Source organism: Psychromonas sp. B3M02, from assembly GCF_003318165.1.
Classification (GTDB): domain Bacteria; phylum Pseudomonadota; class Gammaproteobacteria; order Enterobacterales; family Psychromonadaceae; genus Psychromonas.
Genome location: NZ_QOCB01000123.1, coordinates 1 through 18,651, shown reverse-complemented (window position 1 = coordinate 18,651; position 18,651 = coordinate 1). Strand labels below are relative to the sequence as shown.

Below are 18,651 nucleotides of genomic sequence, written 5' to 3'. Positions count from 1 at the left end.
ATCGCCCAAAGGTAGCTAGTGGACTATAAACTTGTGACCAACATTGCTCAGTCACAATAGTTAGAAGCAAAAGACAAGAGGCGCCGCTATTCATTCAATGCTTTATTATATTCGTAGCCTATTGATTAAAAAGCTGTTCTACCGTTTTCATTGGTAAAAACATACGAATACACCCATTATGTTCGCACAATACTTCAAAGCCGAACTTCGTATAGAACGCTTGAGCAGAATCTGTCAGACAATCCACGACAATTGCGTATGCCCTCATGTGATGATTCACTTCCCACAAGTACTTCAACGCACGAATTAGACTAACCTTTCCAAGCTCTGAGCCATGAAACTCCTTGTGCACAGCTAATTGAGCCAAAAGAAAAACAGGGATTGGATACCTAGGAAGTTTCTTTGCTAGCTGTGCCGGTAATGTTCCTCGGCTGATTGAACTCGGTGCAACACTATAAAATGCACAAATAGCGAACTTTTGATTTATCATTGGTTGAGCACTAGGTAAAACCATTGTTCGGCTAATACCTGCTTGCATGTGCTTTGCAGCTTGAGTTTTGATAAATACGTTTAGCTCATGCTCACCACAGTTGAATGAGTTGCGGTCATGCTTTGACTTACTAAGTTCTACGAACCCTTTAGCCCAACTCACTTAATACCACTTTCATCTGTAAATTTGGCAGCGTCAAGCAACGCTTGATTCGGTGCTTTTGCTTTATTACATGCAGCTATAAACTCATCAAAGACACTGTCTTTAACCATAATACTTTCATGCTCTTCAATAACGTGAGTTGCATCTTCGTCCATAAGCCTCACTACATATTCAGTGAGACTTTTTAAACCAAGTAAAGCCGATGCTTTTTCGGCTTTTGCCTTAATCTCTTCATCAAGACGGATATCTAAACGTGCTGTTGCCATAACCCCTCCTATGTACGGATTAATTCCGTAACTTGAATGATTATAGTGCAGACTTAAAGCACATTCAATTTGTACGGATAGTTTACGGATCGAGAGAGAATATAACGCCGCAAACAACTGTCGCTTTGTAGTAGATTATTTTTTATAACGTAGCGTAAACCGCAAGACAAGTAACGAAAAAGCCGTCAGGCTGGCTTGCCTTGTTAACTCTCATTTTGGCTCAAGTTAGCAATGACCTTTTTTGCTGCAGCAGAAAGCAGAAGCTTTGAATACAGCCGATGAAAACCGCCAAACATGTGAAACACTAGACCGAACTTGCCATCTGCTCTCGTCGAAATTACTGCAGAGCCAAAATACAGTGTAGTAGACGGTGTTGTGCCATCCTGCGGCTTTACGCAAAGCCAGGACCTTGTTTGCCATGCAGCAAGCAGAATTTCGTTACTTGACCGGCTCTTGACCTGCCATGCTGAGAGCTCGGTTGAATTTGACTGCGCAAGTAGCGACACCTCTTCGTCCGAAGATGGAATACAAAGCGCCTTAGCGAGCAACCAACGCTCAAATTTAAATAGACGTGTTGTGTAGAAGGCCTCAATGAACTGAGACAAGGTCACCGATTTAGAGATCGAAGTACAGTAGCAATCAGTGAACGCCCGCTTATTGTAAGCACTAAGCAATGAGGTATTGGGCGCAGGTACTAGTGATGGCATTTGTATCATGTCTCTTTTGAGCTAACAGTATATTTCCATAATTCACGATAATAACGGGATTATGAAATAAAAAATAACAAAACAATAATAATTAAATCGTTACCAGTCAAAGCTTTATAACAAAATATGTAGTTTTACTTTAAACATTAAATTTGTAGAAACTAAGCATTGCATTTTAATATAACAACCATTAGCGCTGCATAAAAAAATCAGTTATTGTAAGGTGTTTTTACTATCATCAAATCACCTTTTTACAAGCGCTTCGAGATGTAATTCGAGCAAAACGATATAGCCTACAAACAGGACAAATTTTCTATCTCGGTTTGTGCCTATTTCACTTTAGCACTATAAACTCCATAGCTTACCCTTCTCACACCAACAGTTTTAATTGAGCGATGAAAAGAGCTAACTCTCAATAGCTCATTAGTATCACCTACTTTGTCGCAAACTTAATTCAATATTACGGCTTCCTAAAATCAGAAAGCCTTTACCCTTTTCCTCTTTGTCACAAACTTAATTAGCAATCACCCATAGCTCTAATGTAAAGGCAATAATATTTACTGATAACTGTTGAGTATTTGGGCCATTTCTTGTTTGCGTTCTTCACTACAAAAACTAGCAACAATACTATTCTCAACCAACTTGATCGCCTGTGCTTGATTCAACTCTAATGCATCAGCAAGCGCTTCAAAGTTTTCAGTCATGTAACCACCGAAGTAAGAAGGATCATCGGAATTTACGGTGACACAAATATCTAATGCTAATAATTCTAAAATATTGTGTTGTTGCATATGTTCGAAGACTTTTAGTTTGGTATTCGATAATGGACACACAGTGAGCGGCATTTGCGTTTGTTGTAGGTAAGTAATTAACTCAGGGTCTTGAATCGCAGCTACACCATGATCCACACGCGACACTTTTAAATCATTAATCGCAGTCCAAATATATTCTGCAGGTCCTTCTTCACCAGCGTGCGCCACGGTTAGTAAACCTAACTCACGTGCTTTAGCAAAAACTCGGCTGAATTTTTCAGGGGGATGTCCTAATTCAGAACTATCTAAGCCAACACCTTTCACTTTATCCAAGAATGGCATTGCTTGTGCTAAAGTAGCAAATGCGCTTTCTTCGTCTAGGTGTCTTAAAAAACACATAATTAACTCACTGCTGATACCTAGTTTTTCCTGCCCGTCGGTTAACGCACGGTCAATACCATTGATCACAGTGGCAAAATCGATACCACGATCAGTGTGAGTTTGTGGATCAAAGAATGGTTCAACGTGTAATACATTTTGCGCTTTACACTTCTCTAAATAAGCCCAAGTTAAGTCATAGAAGTCCTGCTCTGTGACTAATACTTGTGCCGCTTGATAGTAAATATCTAAGAAGTCTTGTAGTTGTGTAAATTGAAATGCTTGGGTAACTTCTTTCACGTTCGCATAGGGTAAAGCAACATGATTGCGCACTGCTAAATCAAATAGCATTTGCGGCTCTAAGCTACCTTCTAAATGCAAATGTAGCTCAACTTTAGGTAACTGATTGAGCCAACTAGATGAAACCGGTGCACTTTCTGTTTGGGGGATTGAATTCGACATAATATTCTCTTTTAAATGACTTAAGTTAAGATAACTAATTTTCAGTCGATAATAAAATAAACTTGCTTTTTTTCATTAAAAAACGAGGAAAAAGATGGGATAACAATTAAAGCTTGTTTTGTATCACTTAACCATTATGATCACCCATTCAAAAACCTTCCTAACTGACTCAATGACTGTCATAAAAGCGAAAAGATTTAAGGACTTAACATGTTTAAATTTTTTGAAAATTTAGTGCCTGCATTAAATGATCAAGAACCAACTCAACCGCCAAATACCTTGTTTGCATTTTGTTTGCATTACACCCAAGGCTATAAAGTAGCACTGTGCTTTATGACGTTACTGATTGCAACATTAGCGGTATTAGAGGTCTCTTTATTTGGTTTCATGGGACAATTAGTAGATTGGTTAGTGACTAAAAATCCGGAGACGTTATTACAGGAGGAAGGCTCAACGCTTTTATTAATGTCATTAACTGTATTAGTCGTGATCCCCATCTTAATTCTGTTGCATTCATTAGTGATTCATCAAGTATTACTGGGTAACTATCCGATGTCGATACGTTGGTTTGCTCACCGCTATTTGCTCAAACAGAGTGTCTCTTTTTACCAAGATGACTTTGCTGGACGTATTGCCACTAAAGTGATGCAAACTGCCCTTGCAGTACGTGAAACCGTGATGAAGCTGCTAAACGTCATGGTTTATATCGTGGTTTATCTCATCTCTATGGTGGTGATGGTCGCTCAAGCTGATTATCGCTTAGCTATGCCTATGCTAGTTTGGTTAGTGGTTTATATTGGTATTCAATACTACTTTGTTCCAAGATTAAAAAATGTCGCGACAGAACAAGCTGATGCTCGTTCAACCATGACAGGTCGTATTGTCGATAGTTACACCAACATCTCAACCGTTAAGCTATTTGCGCATACGGAATCTGAGTCCGCTTATGCTAAACAAGGAATGAAAGGTTTTTTAAACACAGTTTATCGCCAAATGCGTTTAGCAACAGGGGTGAATATGTGTGTGCAGATATCTAACTATTTATTGGCCTTTTCAATCACGGCTATCTCTATCTATCTGTGGATGCAAAGTGCTATCTCTGTCGGTTCAATTGCTATCGCAATCAGTCTGTCTCTGCGTTTAAACGGTATGTCACAATGGATCATGTATGAGTTAAGTGCCCTATTTGAAAACATAGGTACAGTAACGGATGGCATGAACACCTTAGCTAAGCCTAATATCATCCAAGATAAAGAAGGTGCCAAACCACTTAAAGTAACCGAGGGTAATTTATACTTTAAACAGATGAGCTTTCATTATGGGGAAAATAAAGGGGTCATTGAAGGGTTTGATCTGAATATTAAAGCCGGAGAGAAGATTGGTTTAGTCGGCCGCTCTGGTGCCGGAAAATCGACCTTAGTTAACCTATTACTGCGCTTTTATGATGTAGAAAAAGGTCAAATTATCATTGATGGTCAAGACATCAAAGATGTGCAGCAGGAAAGTTTACGCTTACAAATCGGTATGGTGACTCAAGATACTTCGTTATTGCATCGTTCGATCCGTGAAAATATTCTATATGGCCGCCCTGATGCGACGGAAGAAGAGATGATCAATGCGACTAAACAAGCACAGGCCCATGACTTTATTAGCAGATTAACCGATAACGAAGGCAATGTTGGTTACGATGCGCAAGTTGGTGAACGTGGCGTGAAGCTTTCGGGCGGGCAACGACAACGTATCGCTATTTCGCGCGTATTGTTAAAAGATGCGCCTATCTTGATTTTAGATGAAGCCACCTCTGCCTTAGACTCTGAAGTGGAAGCGGCCATTCAAGAGAGTTTAAATGAATTGATGCAAGGTAAAACCGTGATTGCCATTGCGCATCGTTTATCAACCATTGCAGCAATGGATAGATTAATCGTCTTAGATAAAGGTAATATTATTGAGCAAGGTAGCCACCAACAACTACTTGATCAAAATGGCGTTTATGCACAACTCTGGGCACATCAGACAGGCGGTTTTTTAGGTTGTGATTAAGCAAGTACCAAAACTGATATAATGTTATAACACCTAATATTGAGACACAAAAAAGCCATCAATCATTGATGGCTTTTTAATGCGTTAATAACAGAAATCTACATTGCGACAGGTTATTTCCAGCCCTGTTTCCAAAGACTTGTCTCTTTTAAATCACGCCAATCAATTTCTGTTTGGCGGTGAGAGATAATCGCTTCTATCACACACAAAGTGACAATCCCTTCTTCATCAAAGCTGACTTTAGTGATGAGAAAGTGTTTCTCTTTATTAATAGACTTAACAGCGGTCCATTTACTGTTGAGCAATTTTTTAGGGTTAATTTGATTGATAGCGATGACTCCTATACAACAATTAACGGTTTGCAGCGATCTCTCTTAATGCCTTTTTTTCTGCGTCAGATAAGAAAGCAATCTCTAAACCATTAATTTGTGCTTGCTTAATTTGCTCGATTGATAGCCCCGCGTTCGGTGCGGCCACTTCATATTCAAAAGGCAATTCAATTCCTTCAACTGCAGGATCATCTGTATTTAAACAGGCTAATACACCATGGTTTAAAAACGTTTTAATAGGATGTTTGCTGATATCTGCAATGGTACTGGTTTGCAAGTTAGAAGTAATACATGACTCAATACCAATTCTATTCTCTACCAGGTAATCCATTAGTTTAGGATCTTCAATAGCCTTTACACCATGACCAATACGTTGCGCACCTAAGGTTTGGATCGCTTGCCAAATACTTTCTGCACCAGCCGCTTCACCGGCATGCACAGTCACACGTAAATCAGCATCTCTCACTTGTTTAAAATGATTAACAAACAAGTCACCCGGCTTACCCAGTTCGTCACCTGCTAAATCAATAGCCACCAGCTTATCTTTCTGACTAAGCAGCCCATCTAGTTCTATCTGGCAGGCTTCAGCACCATAAGATCGGCTCATAATACCGATTAAATTTGTTTTAACGTTAAAGTCTCGACTACCGTCAGCGACACCGGCAATAACAGCTTCAACAACACCTTGAACAGGTAAATTGTGCTTTAATGCCATGTAATAAGGGGAAAAACGCAGCTCTGTATAATCGATTCGTGCATTTTTAGCATCTTGCACATTTTCATAGGCGACACGGTAACATGCTTCAAGATCGCCTAATACTGCCACTCCCCAGTCTAATTTTGATAAAAAAGAAACCAGGTCAGGCTGTGTTTCTACCACTTGAACAAAAGGACGTAATGTTTCAATGTCTTTAGCGGGTAGCGGTAGGTTAAATTTTTGGCCTAAATCTAATATGGTTTCAATACGAATATTGCCATCTAAATGGCGATGAATATCAGTGAGAGGGATAGTATTGTTAATCATTATTTATTCCTTTTATGAAACCATTATAAAGCCCAAACCACCTTAAAATGCAATTTCCGAGGTTACAAGATAAGGTAGTTTAAGCTTTTAATAGTATAGGTAATGTGGCTATTTTTTGTCACAAGCAAAGTAGTTAATAGATTAATTTTTACTAGGAAATTAAGACCGTTAACATAATATGTTGTTATCACTCATTAGTCAGTTAACTAACTTGTATTAAACAACTCAGGGCTAACCTTTATATATTATACCTGCTATGGATTTTAAGGGGCGCTATGTTACACAAAATCAGTATTGATAATAGTATTAAATATTCTACCCGCTTATTTAACCATTAATGTATCGCTTTATTTAACGCGTACTGTTTCATACACCTGCGGTTCAAGTGTTGCTTTAGTATCTGCACACTGAATAGCATCTAATACATTTTGTTGTACTTCTGCAAATTGTTGCTCAGTTTGTGCATGCACCATCGCAATCGGCGTTTGTGTATCAATTTTATCACCGATACTCACTAATTCACTCAGCCCTACAGCAAAGTCAATGGTATCCGTTGCAACACGACGTCCCCCGCCCATATTCACTACTGACATGCCTACTTCTCGCGCATCAATGGCACTCACATAGCCCGATTGATTCGCAAATACTGGACGAATAATGGCAGATTTAATCAAATGTTTATCGTAGTTTTCTACAAAATCAGCAGGACCACCCAGACCAGCGACCATTTTGCCAAACACTTCCGCCGCTTTACCGTTATCTAATACCGCTTGCAGCTTGCCTTTAGCCTGTTCTGTATCAGCCGCTAAGTTTGCAGACACCAACATTTCGGCACATAAGGACATAGTGACTTCATGTAACCTTGGGTTCACATATTCACCAGTTAAGAAACGCACCGCCTCTCGAACTTCAACGGCATTCCCTGCACTACTCGCTAATACTTGATCCATATTAGTGATCAACGCAGAGGTTTTACATCCCGCACCATTAGCCACATCAACAATACTTCTTGCTAGCTGTTGTGATTGCTCGTAGGTTGGCATAAACGCCCCACTGCCGGCTTTTACATCCATCACTAAGGCATCTAACCCTGCCGCTAACTTTTTAGATAAAATCGATGCAGTGATTAACGGAATAGACTCAACCGTAGCGGTAATGTCACGCGTTGCGTAAAAACGTTTATCAGCCGGTGCTAAGTTAGCACTTTGCCCTATAATCGCGACACCCGCAGTGCTAACCACCTCTCTAAACTGCTGATTAGTCACAGTGGTTTGATACCCAGGAATCGCATCAAGCTTATCTAAGGTGCCACCAGTATGGCCTAAACCTCGACCCGAGATCATTGGCACATAACCACCACATGCAGCGACCATTGGCCCTAGCATTAATGAAATAACATCACCAACACCACCAGTAGAATGTTTATCAACGATTGGACCACTTAGGTTCAATGATGACCAATCAAGTACATCACCTGAATCTCGCATCGCAGAAGCAATCGCCACACGTTCATCCATATTCATATCTTGGAAGTAAATAGCCATGGCAAACGCAGCGATCTGCCCTTCACTAATACTGTTGTCAGTAATGCCTTGAATAAAAAATTGAATCTCTTCGTTACTTAGGGTTTTGCCATCACGTTTATGACGAATAATTTCTTGCGGTACTAGGATCATATGCGAGCTCCAATAAAGAGGAAGTTGTATCAATAAGGTAACTAAATGATTTGTGAATAGGTGGTATTTACAAATAACTTAGGAAGTCATTGGGGAAGAGTAAGGTTGCTTGCAACACAGCCACTATGCTGCAAGCATTAACATCATTAACTTAAAGAAATTAAGTATAGATATTATTTATTATTAGAACTTGTAAGTTACGGCGAAGTAATGAGTCAAACCAGTTGTTTTACCTGCTAAGCCACCATCTACTAATGCATATGCATCTTTAAACGCTTTTAAACCGTAACCTACAGAGTAACGCTCTGAGTGCCAGTAGATACCGTTAAACATTGCACCACCGTTATCTGAGTATAGCGCATCAAAGTCATCATCGTATCCAAATTGGTAATCGATGTAACCTTGGTAAGAGATAAATGAACCATTGTCAAAGAAGTAGAAAGGTTTGAACCAGTTCGTAGAAATTTGGTAACCATTCCATTCTTTTTCATTCAGATCATAAAGTCCGTAAAGGTTTAAACCCACTTTACCTAACCAAGGTACCATTACGTCAGAACCAATACCCCAAAAAGAGTTGTTTACGCTATCATCACCACCACTCCAGTTAAATAAAGTAGCAAAATACACTTCTTCAACTGGGCCAAATGATAAATCTTTACCTGTTAAGCCATCTAAAGAGATACGAGGAGCAAATTTAATAAAGATTTTATCTGCGCCATCTTTATCAGAAGATTCGCTACTTGCTAGGTTGAATACATCAGCGTAACCGTAGTAATCCAAAATCCCTGCACGGCCACCAAATTCAAGCTCAAGGTAATCGTGATCTGATTCACCTGGTAGCTCATTGACAGCGTACATTAAGTTACCTTGCATCCATTTGTAATCATTTTTATGCGTATCACCGTCAGTATAGTCGGCTGCGAATGCAGAAGATGAAGCAAGCAAGGCTAGAGGGAGTAGTGTTTTTTTCATAGTTAAATTCCTTTTAAAAAGTAAAAAATGCTTAGTGATGAATTTTTATGCCGACATCGGCTAAAAGCTCAATAATAAAATTTTGTTACCACCACTTGCACACTAGATGGTGATAACAAAATGCCTGTCATCTCAGTGACTCAAAAACTTCATGCCAGGTCTTTTTGCTTCCCACTTATTCTGCAACGACAGAATCAAGTGCGATTAGTACCATCTCATCAAAGCTGTTTTGACGCTGATCAGAAGATAGTTGTTCGCCAGTACGGATATGATCCGACACTGTCAAAATACATAACGCTTTTGCACCATATTCAGCAGCAACGCCATATAAACCAGCCGCTTCCATCTCTACACCTAGGATGTTGTATTTTTCTAGTGTGTCGAAAACTTCTGGCTCTGGTGTGTAAAATGTATCAGCAGAAAAGATGTTACCTACCTGTGCTTTAATGTTATGAGCGCGTGCAGAGTTCACTGCTTTTTCTAGTAGCTCATAGCTAGCAATCGCTGCAAAGTCATGATTAGCAAAACGGATACGGTTGGCTTTTGAATCTGTAGAAGCACCCATACCAATGATCACGTCACGTACTTTGATGTCAGGGCTAACCGCACCACAACTACCAACACGGATGATGTTTTTAACACCGTAATCTTTGATCAGTTCCGTTGCATAAATAGAACAAGATGGGATACCCATACCGCTACCCATTACAGATAGTTTTTTTCCTTTATAAGTACCCGTGAAACCCAACATGTTACGAACGTCAGTTACTTGTACAACATCTTCTAAAAAGTTGTCAGCAATATACTTAGCGCGTAGTGGATCACCAGGCATTAATACTGTTTCTGCAAATGCATTATCTTCTGCATTAATATGAGGTGTTGCCATCTTATTTCTCCAACATTATTTAAAAATACTTTTACCGTAATCTAGATCCGGTAATTGATGATATTCAGCGATTGTTTGGCCGATATCTGCAAAAGTGTCACGTAAGCCAACAGGGCCAGCAGGTACGCTTTTACCGTAGAAAAGCACAGGAATATGCTCGCGAGTATGGTCTGAACCAGGCCAAGTCGGGTCACAACCATGGTCAGCTGATAACACAACCAGATCTTCATCATCTAATACTTCAAGCAGTTCTGGTAAGCGCGTATCAAAATACTCTAGTGCTGCAGCGTAACCCGCTACATCACGACGGTGTCCAAAATCGGCGTCAAAGTTAACGAAGTTAGTAAAGATAATCGTTTCTTTAGTGGCTTCTTTTAGTGATTTTAATGTCGCATCAAACAACGCTTCTAAGCCAGTTGCTTTAATTGCTTGCGTAATACCTTGCGCAGCGTAAATATCAGAGATTTTACCAATACTTACTACTTCACCACCGGCACTTTCCATGCGATCTAAAAGTGTTTTAGTCGGTGGTAATACTGAATAATCATGGCGATTGCCTGTACGTGCAAAGTTACCCGGTTTGTCACCTAAGAATGGTCGCGCAATAACACGACCAATATTGTAAGGTTCAAGTAATTCACGAACGGTTTTACATAGCTCGTATAACGATTCTACGCCGTATGTTTCTTCATGACAGGCTATTTGGAATACACTATCACTTGATGTGTAGAAAATAGGCTTGCCCGTTTTAATATGTTCTTCACCTAACTCGTCTAAAATTACAGTACCGGAAGAGTGACAGTTACCTAAATAACCAGAAATACCAGTACGCTCAACGATTAGGTCTAATAGTTCCTGTGGAAAGCTATTTTGTTTATCTTTAAAGTAACCCCATTCATACAGCACAGGCGCACCCGCAATTTCCCAGTGACCACTTGGTGTGTCTTTACCAGTAGAAATTTCTTGCGCGTAACCATAAGCAGAAATGGGCTCAACAGATTCATCTAACCCCATTGGGAACTCACCTGAACTTTCTTTGCAGGCGTGTGCTAAACCTAATTTAGTAAGGTTAGGTAAATGAAGCGGGCCTTTACGGCCGATATCGGCTTCGCCAGCGGCACATAATTTAGCAATACTGCCAAAAGTGTTTGCACCGACATCATTGAATGTGGTGCCGTCCGCTAAACTACCTACAAATTGGTCAGCATCATGGCTTGCGCCTATGCCTAACGAATCTAACAATAAGATAATGGTACGTTTCATTAGTAACCTCCCGTCTCTACAGGCGTATCTGATAAATTAAGTTCATTCAATAAGTTACCTAGTAGGCTAGATGCACCAAAACGGAAATGGTCAACATCAACCCAATCTGCGCCCATAATATCGCGCGCTAATTGCATGTAGTCGTTAGCTGTTTGTGCATCTTTAACACCACCAGCGGCTTTAAAACCGACGTCTTTTCCTGACTTTTTGATCGCTTCGATCATCACTTTAGTCGCTTCTAACGTCGCGTTTACAGGTACTTTACCCGTTGATGTTTTAATAAAGTCAGCGCCTGCTTCAATACAAATTAAGCTTGCTTGTTCAATTAACTCTGCCGTTTTTAATTCGCCAGTTTCGATAATGACTTTTAATGCCACCGCTTCACCACATACTTCACGGCACGCTTTCACCATCTCTTCACCGATTGCTGCATTACCTGCAATCAAAGCTTTATACGGGAATACTAGGTCAACTTCATCTGCGCCATAGGCAACAGCCGCTTTTGTTTCAGCCACGGCAATCGCTAAATCGTCGTTACCGTGTGGGAAGTTAGTCACTGTGGCGATTTTTACGTCAGCAGTGCCTTGAGCTTGTAATGTTTTACGTGCGATGGGAATGAAACGGGGATATATACAAACAGCAGCCGTATTTCCTGCAGCGCTATGCGCTTGCTTACATAAGTCGATGACTTTTTGATCTGTGTCGTCATCGTTTAATGTCGTTAAATCCATCAAATGAATTGCTTGTCGCGATGCTAATTGTAAATCACTCATTTAAAAATCCTTTGATTTCATTGTTTTAGGGTTTATCGATTATGTTGATTAATGTTTCATTAACACAATTGATAAAAACTAAGTAAAAACAAATGAGGGTTCAAAACGAACCCTCATAAAGACTTAAGTTTTATGCAATGCTTAGGGCAAAGAAAATACCCACTAACGTTGCACTCATTAAGTTAGATAATGTACCAGCCATTACCGCTTTAAGACCTAGACGTGCAATATCAGCACGACGTGATGGCGCTAATACACCTAGACCACCTAACAAAATAGCCATTGAAGATAAGTTAGCAAAACCACATAACGCAACAGTGATAATCACTTGAGAGTGCTCACTCATCGCTTCTTTAACACCGATGAAGTTAATGTAAGCAACAAACTCATTCACTACTAGTTTTTGACCTAGTAAGCTACCCGCAGCAACGGCTTCAGACCATGGAACACCGATTAGGAATGCGATTGGTGCAAATAGGTAACCTAAGATTTGCTCTAGGGTTAATGCTTCTAAACCAACAAAACCACCAACAGAACCTAAGATATTGTTAATTAGTGCAATTAATGCGATGAAAGCAATTAGCATTGCACCTACATTTAACGCTAATTTAAGACCTGAAGACGCACCTGATGCAGCAGCATCGATAACGTTTACTGGCTTATCTTCTTCTTCAGCAGCCGCTAAATCTTTAGCAGATAATTCTTGAGCCACTTCTGTTTCAGGCTCTAGGATTTTAGCCATTAATAGACCACCTGGTGCCGCCATGAAAGAAGCTGCAATTAGGTATTCAAGGCTTACACCTAAAGATGCATAACCTACTAATACTGAACCCGCTACTGATGCTAGACCACCACACATAACAGCGAATAATTCAGAGCGTGTCATATGTTTGATATACGGTTTAACCACTAATGGCGCTTCCGTTTGACCAACAAATACGTTTGCCGCAGCAGACATAGATTCAGTACGGCTTGTACCTAGAATCTTTTGTAATGCACCACCAAAGATTTTGATGATGAACTGCATGATGCCTAGGTGGTATAACACAGCCATGAACGAAGCAAAGAAAATAATGATTGGAAGTACTTTAAATGCAAAGACAAAACCGCCACCGCCAAACACTTCAAACATTTTGCCAGACACTAATCCGCCAAATAAAAAGCTCACACCAGCATTAGCACTATTAATTACACCTTGTACAGCACCAGTGATGCCTTGTAGAACTGAAACGCCCCACGGTGTAAAGATTACCAGTGCAGGAATAATCGCTTGAATTGCGAATGCGCCACCCACTGTTCTGTAATTAATTGCTTTTTTGTTTTTTGAGAAAATAAAGGCAATTAAAAGAAGGCTGATAATGCCCACTAAGCCCATAACGATTTGCATATTTGTACTCCGTTCATTTATGTCAGTTAGACTGAAGAATAACTCAACAGTCATCTCCGTCTGATATCCTGGCCAACCCAGGCATGTATAATCCGAAAAACTCGAATATGTTGTGGTTTGCTATCATCCATAACAAACCAAATTTGTTTACCGCGATTATAGTTTCTCCATAATCATGGTTTCTAAAATGTTTTGATCTACTGCGAAGTTACGAATACCTTCTGCTAATTTCTCAACTGCCATTGGGTCTTGGTTATGTGCCCATAAGAAGTCCGACTCAGTTAATGCTGCTGGTGCTGCTTTAACGGTTTTATCAGCGACTAATTTCGTTTCAATCGTACCTTCTGAGTCGCTTAGCTCTTGTAATAACTGTGGGCTAATGGTTAAACGATCACAGCCTGCTAATTCTAAAATCTCACCGATGTTTCTAAAGCTTGCCCCCATTACAACTGTGTTGTAACCATGCTCTTTGTAATAGTTGTAAATCTTAGTAACAGATAACACACCTGGATCTTCAGCAGCAGAAAAATCAGTTCCCTGCTTGGCTTTGTACCAGTCCATAATGCGTCCAACAAAAGGTGAAATAAGAAACACACCCGCTTCAGCACAGGCTTGCGCTTGGGCAAACGAAAAAAGCAGCGTGAGGTTACAGTTAATTCCCTCTTTTTCAAGTATTTTAGCCGCCTGAATGCCGTTCCAGGTTGCCGCTAGCTTAATTAAAATACGATCATTGCTGATTCCAGCATCGTTATACATTTTTACTAATTGGCGAGCCTTGGCTAAGCTTGCTTCAGTGTTGAATGAAAGGCGTGCATCCACTTCAGTAGAAATACGGCCAGGGATAGTTTTTAAAATCTCTTTACCAATGTTTACCGCTAACATATCGCAAGCTATTTCTACTTGTTGCTGCTTGTCAGTACTTTGCTTTTTTGCATATTCAATAGCATCAGCAACCAGTGGCGCATAAGCTTCAATAGAAGCTGCTTTTAATATAAGTGATGGATTAGTTGTTGCGTCTTCAGGTTGGTATTGCTTAATAGCTTCTATATCACCAGTATCTGCAACCACGGTTGTTACTTTACGTAACTGCTCTAATTTACTTTGCATATTCAGTCCTTCACTTCATACGTTATTGGTAAGCAGAGAACGCATTACGGCGAGTCTCTTATTTATACAGGTGTTTTTACGATAAAAAGGCTGGTATCAATACGGGCAAAGTCAGTGACCAATATAAATCCTAATGCTTTCAAAATATTTGATAGTATTCATGGTGGTAATACAGGAATATTAGAAAAATAAACCCTGACAACAACTTCCATGTTACTTCTTAAAAATTTCTTCTATCTCGTTTCCTATGAACAAATTCTAGGCATTCGCCCCATCATGAAATGTGATCTACATCACTCTAATTAATATTTACATCTTTATAGAGGCTGGCACTAACAAAATATGTGGTTTATGCTAATGTGGCCCCCAAGGAGTAAAAACTATGTTTGATATAAGAAAAGATTTTAATTGTTGTAAAACAGTTAGTTGCAAAAACTTTGGTGTGGAAAATAGTGAGGATTACGTCTATCAAAGCAAACGTTTAGGTTACCTGTCTATCGAGTGTAAGGCCTGTGGAAGTAATCCTCCTTGGATAAATAATCAATTAATAGAAAATATCTTAAAAGAAAAGCTTGATTTTCATTTTGCGAGGAAAATCACACATTGTCGCCATTGTTATAGCCATTTTTTCTTCAATGAGAAGAATAGATCACAATTACATGGTTTTACTGTCGCTGGAACACAGCGTTTAAAATGTAAAAATTGCCAACATGTATACAGTGAGACTAAACATAAAAATGTTGAGGCTATTACACAAGTCTTACAAACCATTATTGATAAATTAGATATCAATAGCGCAATTAGAAAAACTGGCTTATCTGCACGCCTTTATTACTTTTATTTAGAAAAGCTCTCATTGCTATTAACTAATTTTAGCCGCTTAAAAGAACAGGAGGAGATCAACCGAGATTCTTTGTCTTTACAAACTGAAGGTAAAGTCGTGCATCTTAACCATAAACGTGGCTTTTATACCTTATTAACGGCAGAAGCTGACAGTGGTTACATTCTATTGCAAACCACTAACCTCACTAAAGTTGAACTACTCGAACAAGATATATACAACAGCACTGAAAATACTGTGATCAAAGATGCCTTTGCTAATAATATTGAGAGTGAAATAAAAAACCATTACCAGCAAACCTTGCACCGTAAACACTTTGAAAAGCTGTTAATCGGTGAATTAAAAGCAATTAATCACTGTAATTTAATCTACCCTAATAAATTGGTATACGTGCACTTCTCCTTATTACGCGGATTTATTAAAAAAGCGCAACATTACAGTCACTATATTGAATTAGAGAGTAGTATTCGTGCAGCAGCGTTAATGTCCGCACATCCTGAAATAAAAGCAGGTAAAGCGGATATCTTTTATTATCTGCCCTTCCTGAATAACCAAGAGATCATTAAAAATAGAAAAGTAGGATGGTGGAGCGATCGTTGGCACAGCTTCGATAAAGGCGCCTATTCTTTATTAACTGATAATAAACAAAACCAATACCCTTTTAAAATGACAGATACAGAGCAGCTGAATCGCTATTATGATTATTTAGATACACATTTAAATAAGAGTTTGAATAGCTTTAACACTATTACTAACCTCTCTGAAATACACAGAGTATTATTTAACTTTTGTTACGCACAAGATGATAAAAGCACTGCAATGCAATTTGGCGTTGCTAACCATATATATGATGAGATGAGCTTATTGAGTGAAGCGATGACTTATAAGGAATATACGGGGGAATAACCGATGGTAGTGAAAAGATAACCTCAATTGTAAACCAATCACAGTAAGTAATTTATTTTACTTATTTAATGCAATTGCTATCAGATAAGTAAAACGAGCAACTTACTATCCAACATTGAGGTTAATTAATATGGTTACCTAAGGACGTTTCTATTAAAGCTCTTCGCCTAAGAAAGCAAAAGGCAATAACGTCGCAATGGTATTTTCAGAATACTCTGTTTCAGATTGGTAACTGTAAACAATACAATCATTCAAAGATTGCTCAGCAATCACTTGGCGACACGAACCACAAGGTTGTGCTGTCACTAGCTGTTTGTCTGCATTACGAGCACCAATGTGTACTTCTTGGATATCCCCTTTGCTGATCCCTTCTGCTACCGCAGTAAAAATCGCATTACGTTCTGCACAGATGGTAGTTGGATAAGCAGCAGACTCAACGTTTACCCCTTTAAAAACACGTCCATCTTTACACACTACTACAGAAGCGACATTAAACCCTGAGTATGGTGCAGAGCTATTATCCAGCAGTGTTTCTAACTCGCTAAAATAGTTTTTTTTCATTATAAATTTCCCGTTATATAAATACCAATCACTTAAGCCAACTTTATTATAGTTGAGCACTTTTTATTACATGTTATCTGTATTTTAAAAAGTGCTCTTTATTACCCACTTTGATTTTTTGTTTTAGTTTTAGCTTTAACTGTAGCCTAGTTTAATAATTTCTTAGCTGCAGCTACTACAATTGAGATTGCATGCGACTCTGTTTTTTTCATGGTCGCTTCATCTGGAATCTCTTGTTGTGTTCGGTTTACAATCACACCAGCTACACAAGCAGCAGCCCAACCTTGTGATGCACACATAGTAAACAGTGTCGATGACTCCATTTCATAGTTAAGTACACCAAGCTCCTGCCACTCTTGCATTGAACCTTTAAATTGGCGAGTAACACGTCCTGACACCGTATCGTAACGCTCTTGACCAGGATAAAAAGTATCACTAGAAGCAGTTACGCCAACATGTGGCTCTATACCAGCATCACGACACGCGGCTACCATAGCTGTCGTTGCATTAAAGTCAGCAACCGCAGGGAACTCTAACGGTGCAAAATGTAAGCTTGCGCCGTCTAAACGCACTGATGCTTGTGTCACAATCACATCACCCACATTTACATGCGGTTGAATAGCACCCGTTGTGCCGATACGTAAGAAACTACGCACACCAAGTTGTGCTAACTCTTCTACTGCAATTGACGTAGATGGACCACCAATACCCGTTGAGCAAATAACGACAGGCTTTGTATCGATATAAGCAAGGTAGCTTGTGTACTCACGATGACTTGCTAAAAAAGTCGCGTTATCCATCAATTCAGCAATACGTTTTACACGCTCAGGATCACCAGGAACAATCGCTAAGGTTGCACCATCTAACATCGCTTTGGTTAGGCCTAAATGAAATACATCAGACATAAAATCTCCTTCATTAACGGTATCTTACCGTTATTTTTCTGTAATTATAAATTAGCTGCGGTTTGTACAACGTTCTTAACAGTGAAACCAAACATTTCAAACAGTTGATCTGCTGGTGCAGACTCACCAAAAGTAGTCATACCAATCACTTTGCCGTTTAAACCAACGTACTTGTACCAGTAATCCGCAATACCCGCTTCAATAGCAACACGTTTAGTCACTGCAGACGGTAATACAGATTCTTTGTATTCAGCTGATTGTAATTCGAATTGCTCAGTACAAGGAATTGATACCACACGTACCGCTTTACCTTGCGCTGTTAATTCAGCAGCCGCTTGCATCGCTAGCTCTACTTCTGAGCCTGTTGCGATTAAGATAATCTCTGCAGGGGTTTCAGAATCCAATAACACATAACCGCCCTTCGCTATGTCAGCTAATTGCTGTGCATCACGCGCTTGTGGTTTCAAGTTTTGACGACTAAAAATAAGTGACGTTGGCGCATCCACTGATTCAATGGCAAATTTCCAAGCAACAGCTGATTCAACACTGTCACATGGACGCCATGTATTCATGTTTGGTGTTAAACGTAAGCTGGCAATTTGCTCTACTGGTTGGTGTGTTGGACCATCTTCACCTAGACCAATTGAGTCATGCGTAAATACTTGAATCGCACGTTGCTTCATCAATGCAGACATACGCAGTGCGTTACGTGCATATTCCATGAACATTAAGAAAGTAGCGCCGTAAGGGACAAAACCTTTATG

The 18,651-nt window shown here is 39.5% G+C and carries 18 protein-coding genes; 2 read left to right on the top strand and 16 right to left on the bottom strand.

Features of this window, described 5'->3' with window-relative positions:
• Positions 1-118 precede the first annotated feature (118 nt).
• The 4 genes from DS885_RS13695 to DS885_RS13680 all read right to left on the bottom strand — a co-directional run bounded on the left by DS885_RS13695 (position 119) and on the right by DS885_RS13680 (position 3,217).
• Entirely contained in the window at positions 119-652 is a 534-nt protein-coding gene (locus DS885_RS13695) for a GNAT family N-acetyltransferase (RefSeq protein WP_113819986.1), read from the bottom strand.
• Positions 649-918: a type II toxin-antitoxin system TacA family antitoxin gene (locus tag DS885_RS13690; protein ID WP_113819985.1), complete on the bottom strand. Its 270-nt coding sequence runs from the start codon at positions 916-918 to the stop codon at positions 649-651. Before DS885_RS13690 ends, DS885_RS13695 begins: the two co-directional genes overlap by 4 nt.
• Before the next feature lie 203 nt (positions 919-1,121).
• Positions 1,122-1,625, bottom strand: coding sequence for a hypothetical protein (locus tag DS885_RS13685; RefSeq protein WP_147232361.1), 504 nt, complete (start codon positions 1,623-1,625; stop codon positions 1,122-1,124).
• Positions 1,626-2,182: 557 nt separating this feature from the next.
• Positions 2,183-3,217 carry an adenosine deaminase gene (locus tag DS885_RS13680; protein ID WP_113819983.1) on the bottom strand — a complete coding sequence of 345 codons (1,035 nt, stop codon included), beginning with the start codon at positions 3,215-3,217 and terminating at the stop codon, positions 2,183-2,185.
• A 210-nt stretch (positions 3,218-3,427) separates the two neighbouring features.
• Between DS885_RS13680 and DS885_RS13675 the strand changes: the two genes are divergently transcribed.
• Positions 3,428-5,257 (top strand): ABC transporter ATP-binding protein, encoded by a 1,830-nt coding sequence (locus DS885_RS13675; protein WP_113819982.1) that lies wholly within the window; start codon positions 3,428-3,430, stop codon positions 5,255-5,257.
• A 113-nt stretch (positions 5,258-5,370) separates the two neighbouring features.
• On the opposite strand, the gene DS885_RS13670 is transcribed toward DS885_RS13675, so the two are convergent.
• The 9 genes from DS885_RS13670 to tal form a co-directional block, all read right to left on the bottom strand.
• Positions 5,371-5,586 carry a TIGR02450 family Trp-rich protein gene (locus DS885_RS13670; protein ID WP_113819981.1) on the bottom strand — a complete coding sequence of 72 codons (216 nt, stop codon included), beginning with the start codon at positions 5,584-5,586 and terminating at the stop codon, positions 5,371-5,373.
• Positions 5,587-5,608: 22 nt separating this feature from the next.
• Positions 5,609-6,610, bottom strand: a complete 1,002-nt coding sequence (add, locus tag DS885_RS13665) for an adenosine deaminase (RefSeq protein ID WP_113819980.1) — start codon at positions 6,608-6,610, stop codon at positions 5,609-5,611.
• Between the two features lie 347 nt (positions 6,611-6,957).
• A complete protein-coding gene (gene deoA, locus DS885_RS13660; RefSeq protein WP_220149704.1) occupies positions 6,958-8,283 on the bottom strand; it encodes a thymidine phosphorylase in 1,326 nt (441 codons plus the stop codon).
• Between the two features lie 186 nt (positions 8,284-8,469).
• Positions 8,470-9,258 carry a nucleoside-specific channel-forming Tsx family protein gene (locus DS885_RS13655; RefSeq protein ID WP_113819978.1) on the bottom strand — a complete coding sequence of 263 codons (789 nt, stop codon included), beginning with the start codon at positions 9,256-9,258 and terminating at the stop codon, positions 8,470-8,472.
• A gap of 175 nt (positions 9,259-9,433) precedes the next feature.
• Positions 9,434-10,144, bottom strand: a complete 711-nt coding sequence (gene deoD / locus DS885_RS13650; RefSeq protein ID WP_113819977.1) for a purine-nucleoside phosphorylase — start codon at positions 10,142-10,144, stop codon at positions 9,434-9,436.
• Between the two features lie 15 nt (positions 10,145-10,159).
• Positions 10,160-11,407 carry a phosphopentomutase gene (locus DS885_RS13645; protein WP_113819976.1) on the bottom strand — a complete coding sequence of 416 codons (1,248 nt, stop codon included), beginning with the start codon at positions 11,405-11,407 and terminating at the stop codon, positions 10,160-10,162.
• Positions 11,407-12,180 (bottom strand): deoxyribose-phosphate aldolase, encoded by a 774-nt coding sequence (deoC, locus tag DS885_RS13640; protein WP_113819975.1) that lies wholly within the window; start codon positions 12,178-12,180, stop codon positions 11,407-11,409. Before deoC ends, DS885_RS13645 begins: the two co-directional genes overlap by 1 nt.
• Before the next feature lie 130 nt (positions 12,181-12,310).
• Complete coding sequence (locus tag DS885_RS13635) at positions 12,311-13,567, bottom strand: NupC/NupG family nucleoside CNT transporter (protein ID WP_113819974.1); 1,257 nt, start codon at positions 13,565-13,567, stop codon at positions 12,311-12,313.
• Between the two features lie 156 nt (positions 13,568-13,723).
• Positions 13,724-14,674 (bottom strand): transaldolase, encoded by a 951-nt coding sequence (tal, locus tag DS885_RS13630; protein WP_113819973.1) that lies wholly within the window; start codon positions 14,672-14,674, stop codon positions 13,724-13,726.
• 382 nt (positions 14,675-15,056) lie between these two features.
• On the opposite strand from tal, the gene DS885_RS13625 reads away from it, so the two are divergent.
• On the top strand, positions 15,057-16,421 hold the full coding sequence (locus DS885_RS13625; protein ID WP_113819972.1) for a hypothetical protein: 1,365 nt from the start codon (positions 15,057-15,059) through the stop codon (positions 16,419-16,421).
• 153 nt (positions 16,422-16,574) lie between these two features.
• Here the strand turns inward: DS885_RS13625 and cdd are convergent, their stop codons facing one another.
• From cdd to DS885_RS13610, 3 genes are all read right to left on the bottom strand, one after another.
• Entirely contained in the window at positions 16,575-16,982 is a 408-nt protein-coding gene (cdd, locus tag DS885_RS13620; protein ID WP_113819971.1) for a cytidine deaminase, read from the bottom strand.
• Positions 16,983-17,128: 146 nt separating this feature from the next.
• Positions 17,129-17,887 (bottom strand): uridine phosphorylase, encoded by a 759-nt coding sequence (gene udp / locus DS885_RS13615; RefSeq protein WP_113819970.1) that lies wholly within the window; start codon positions 17,885-17,887, stop codon positions 17,129-17,131.
• A gap of 44 nt (positions 17,888-17,931) precedes the next feature.
• On the bottom strand, positions 17,932-18,651 hold a 720-nt coding region (locus DS885_RS13610; protein WP_309472399.1), incomplete at its 5' end, for a transketolase-like TK C-terminal-containing protein.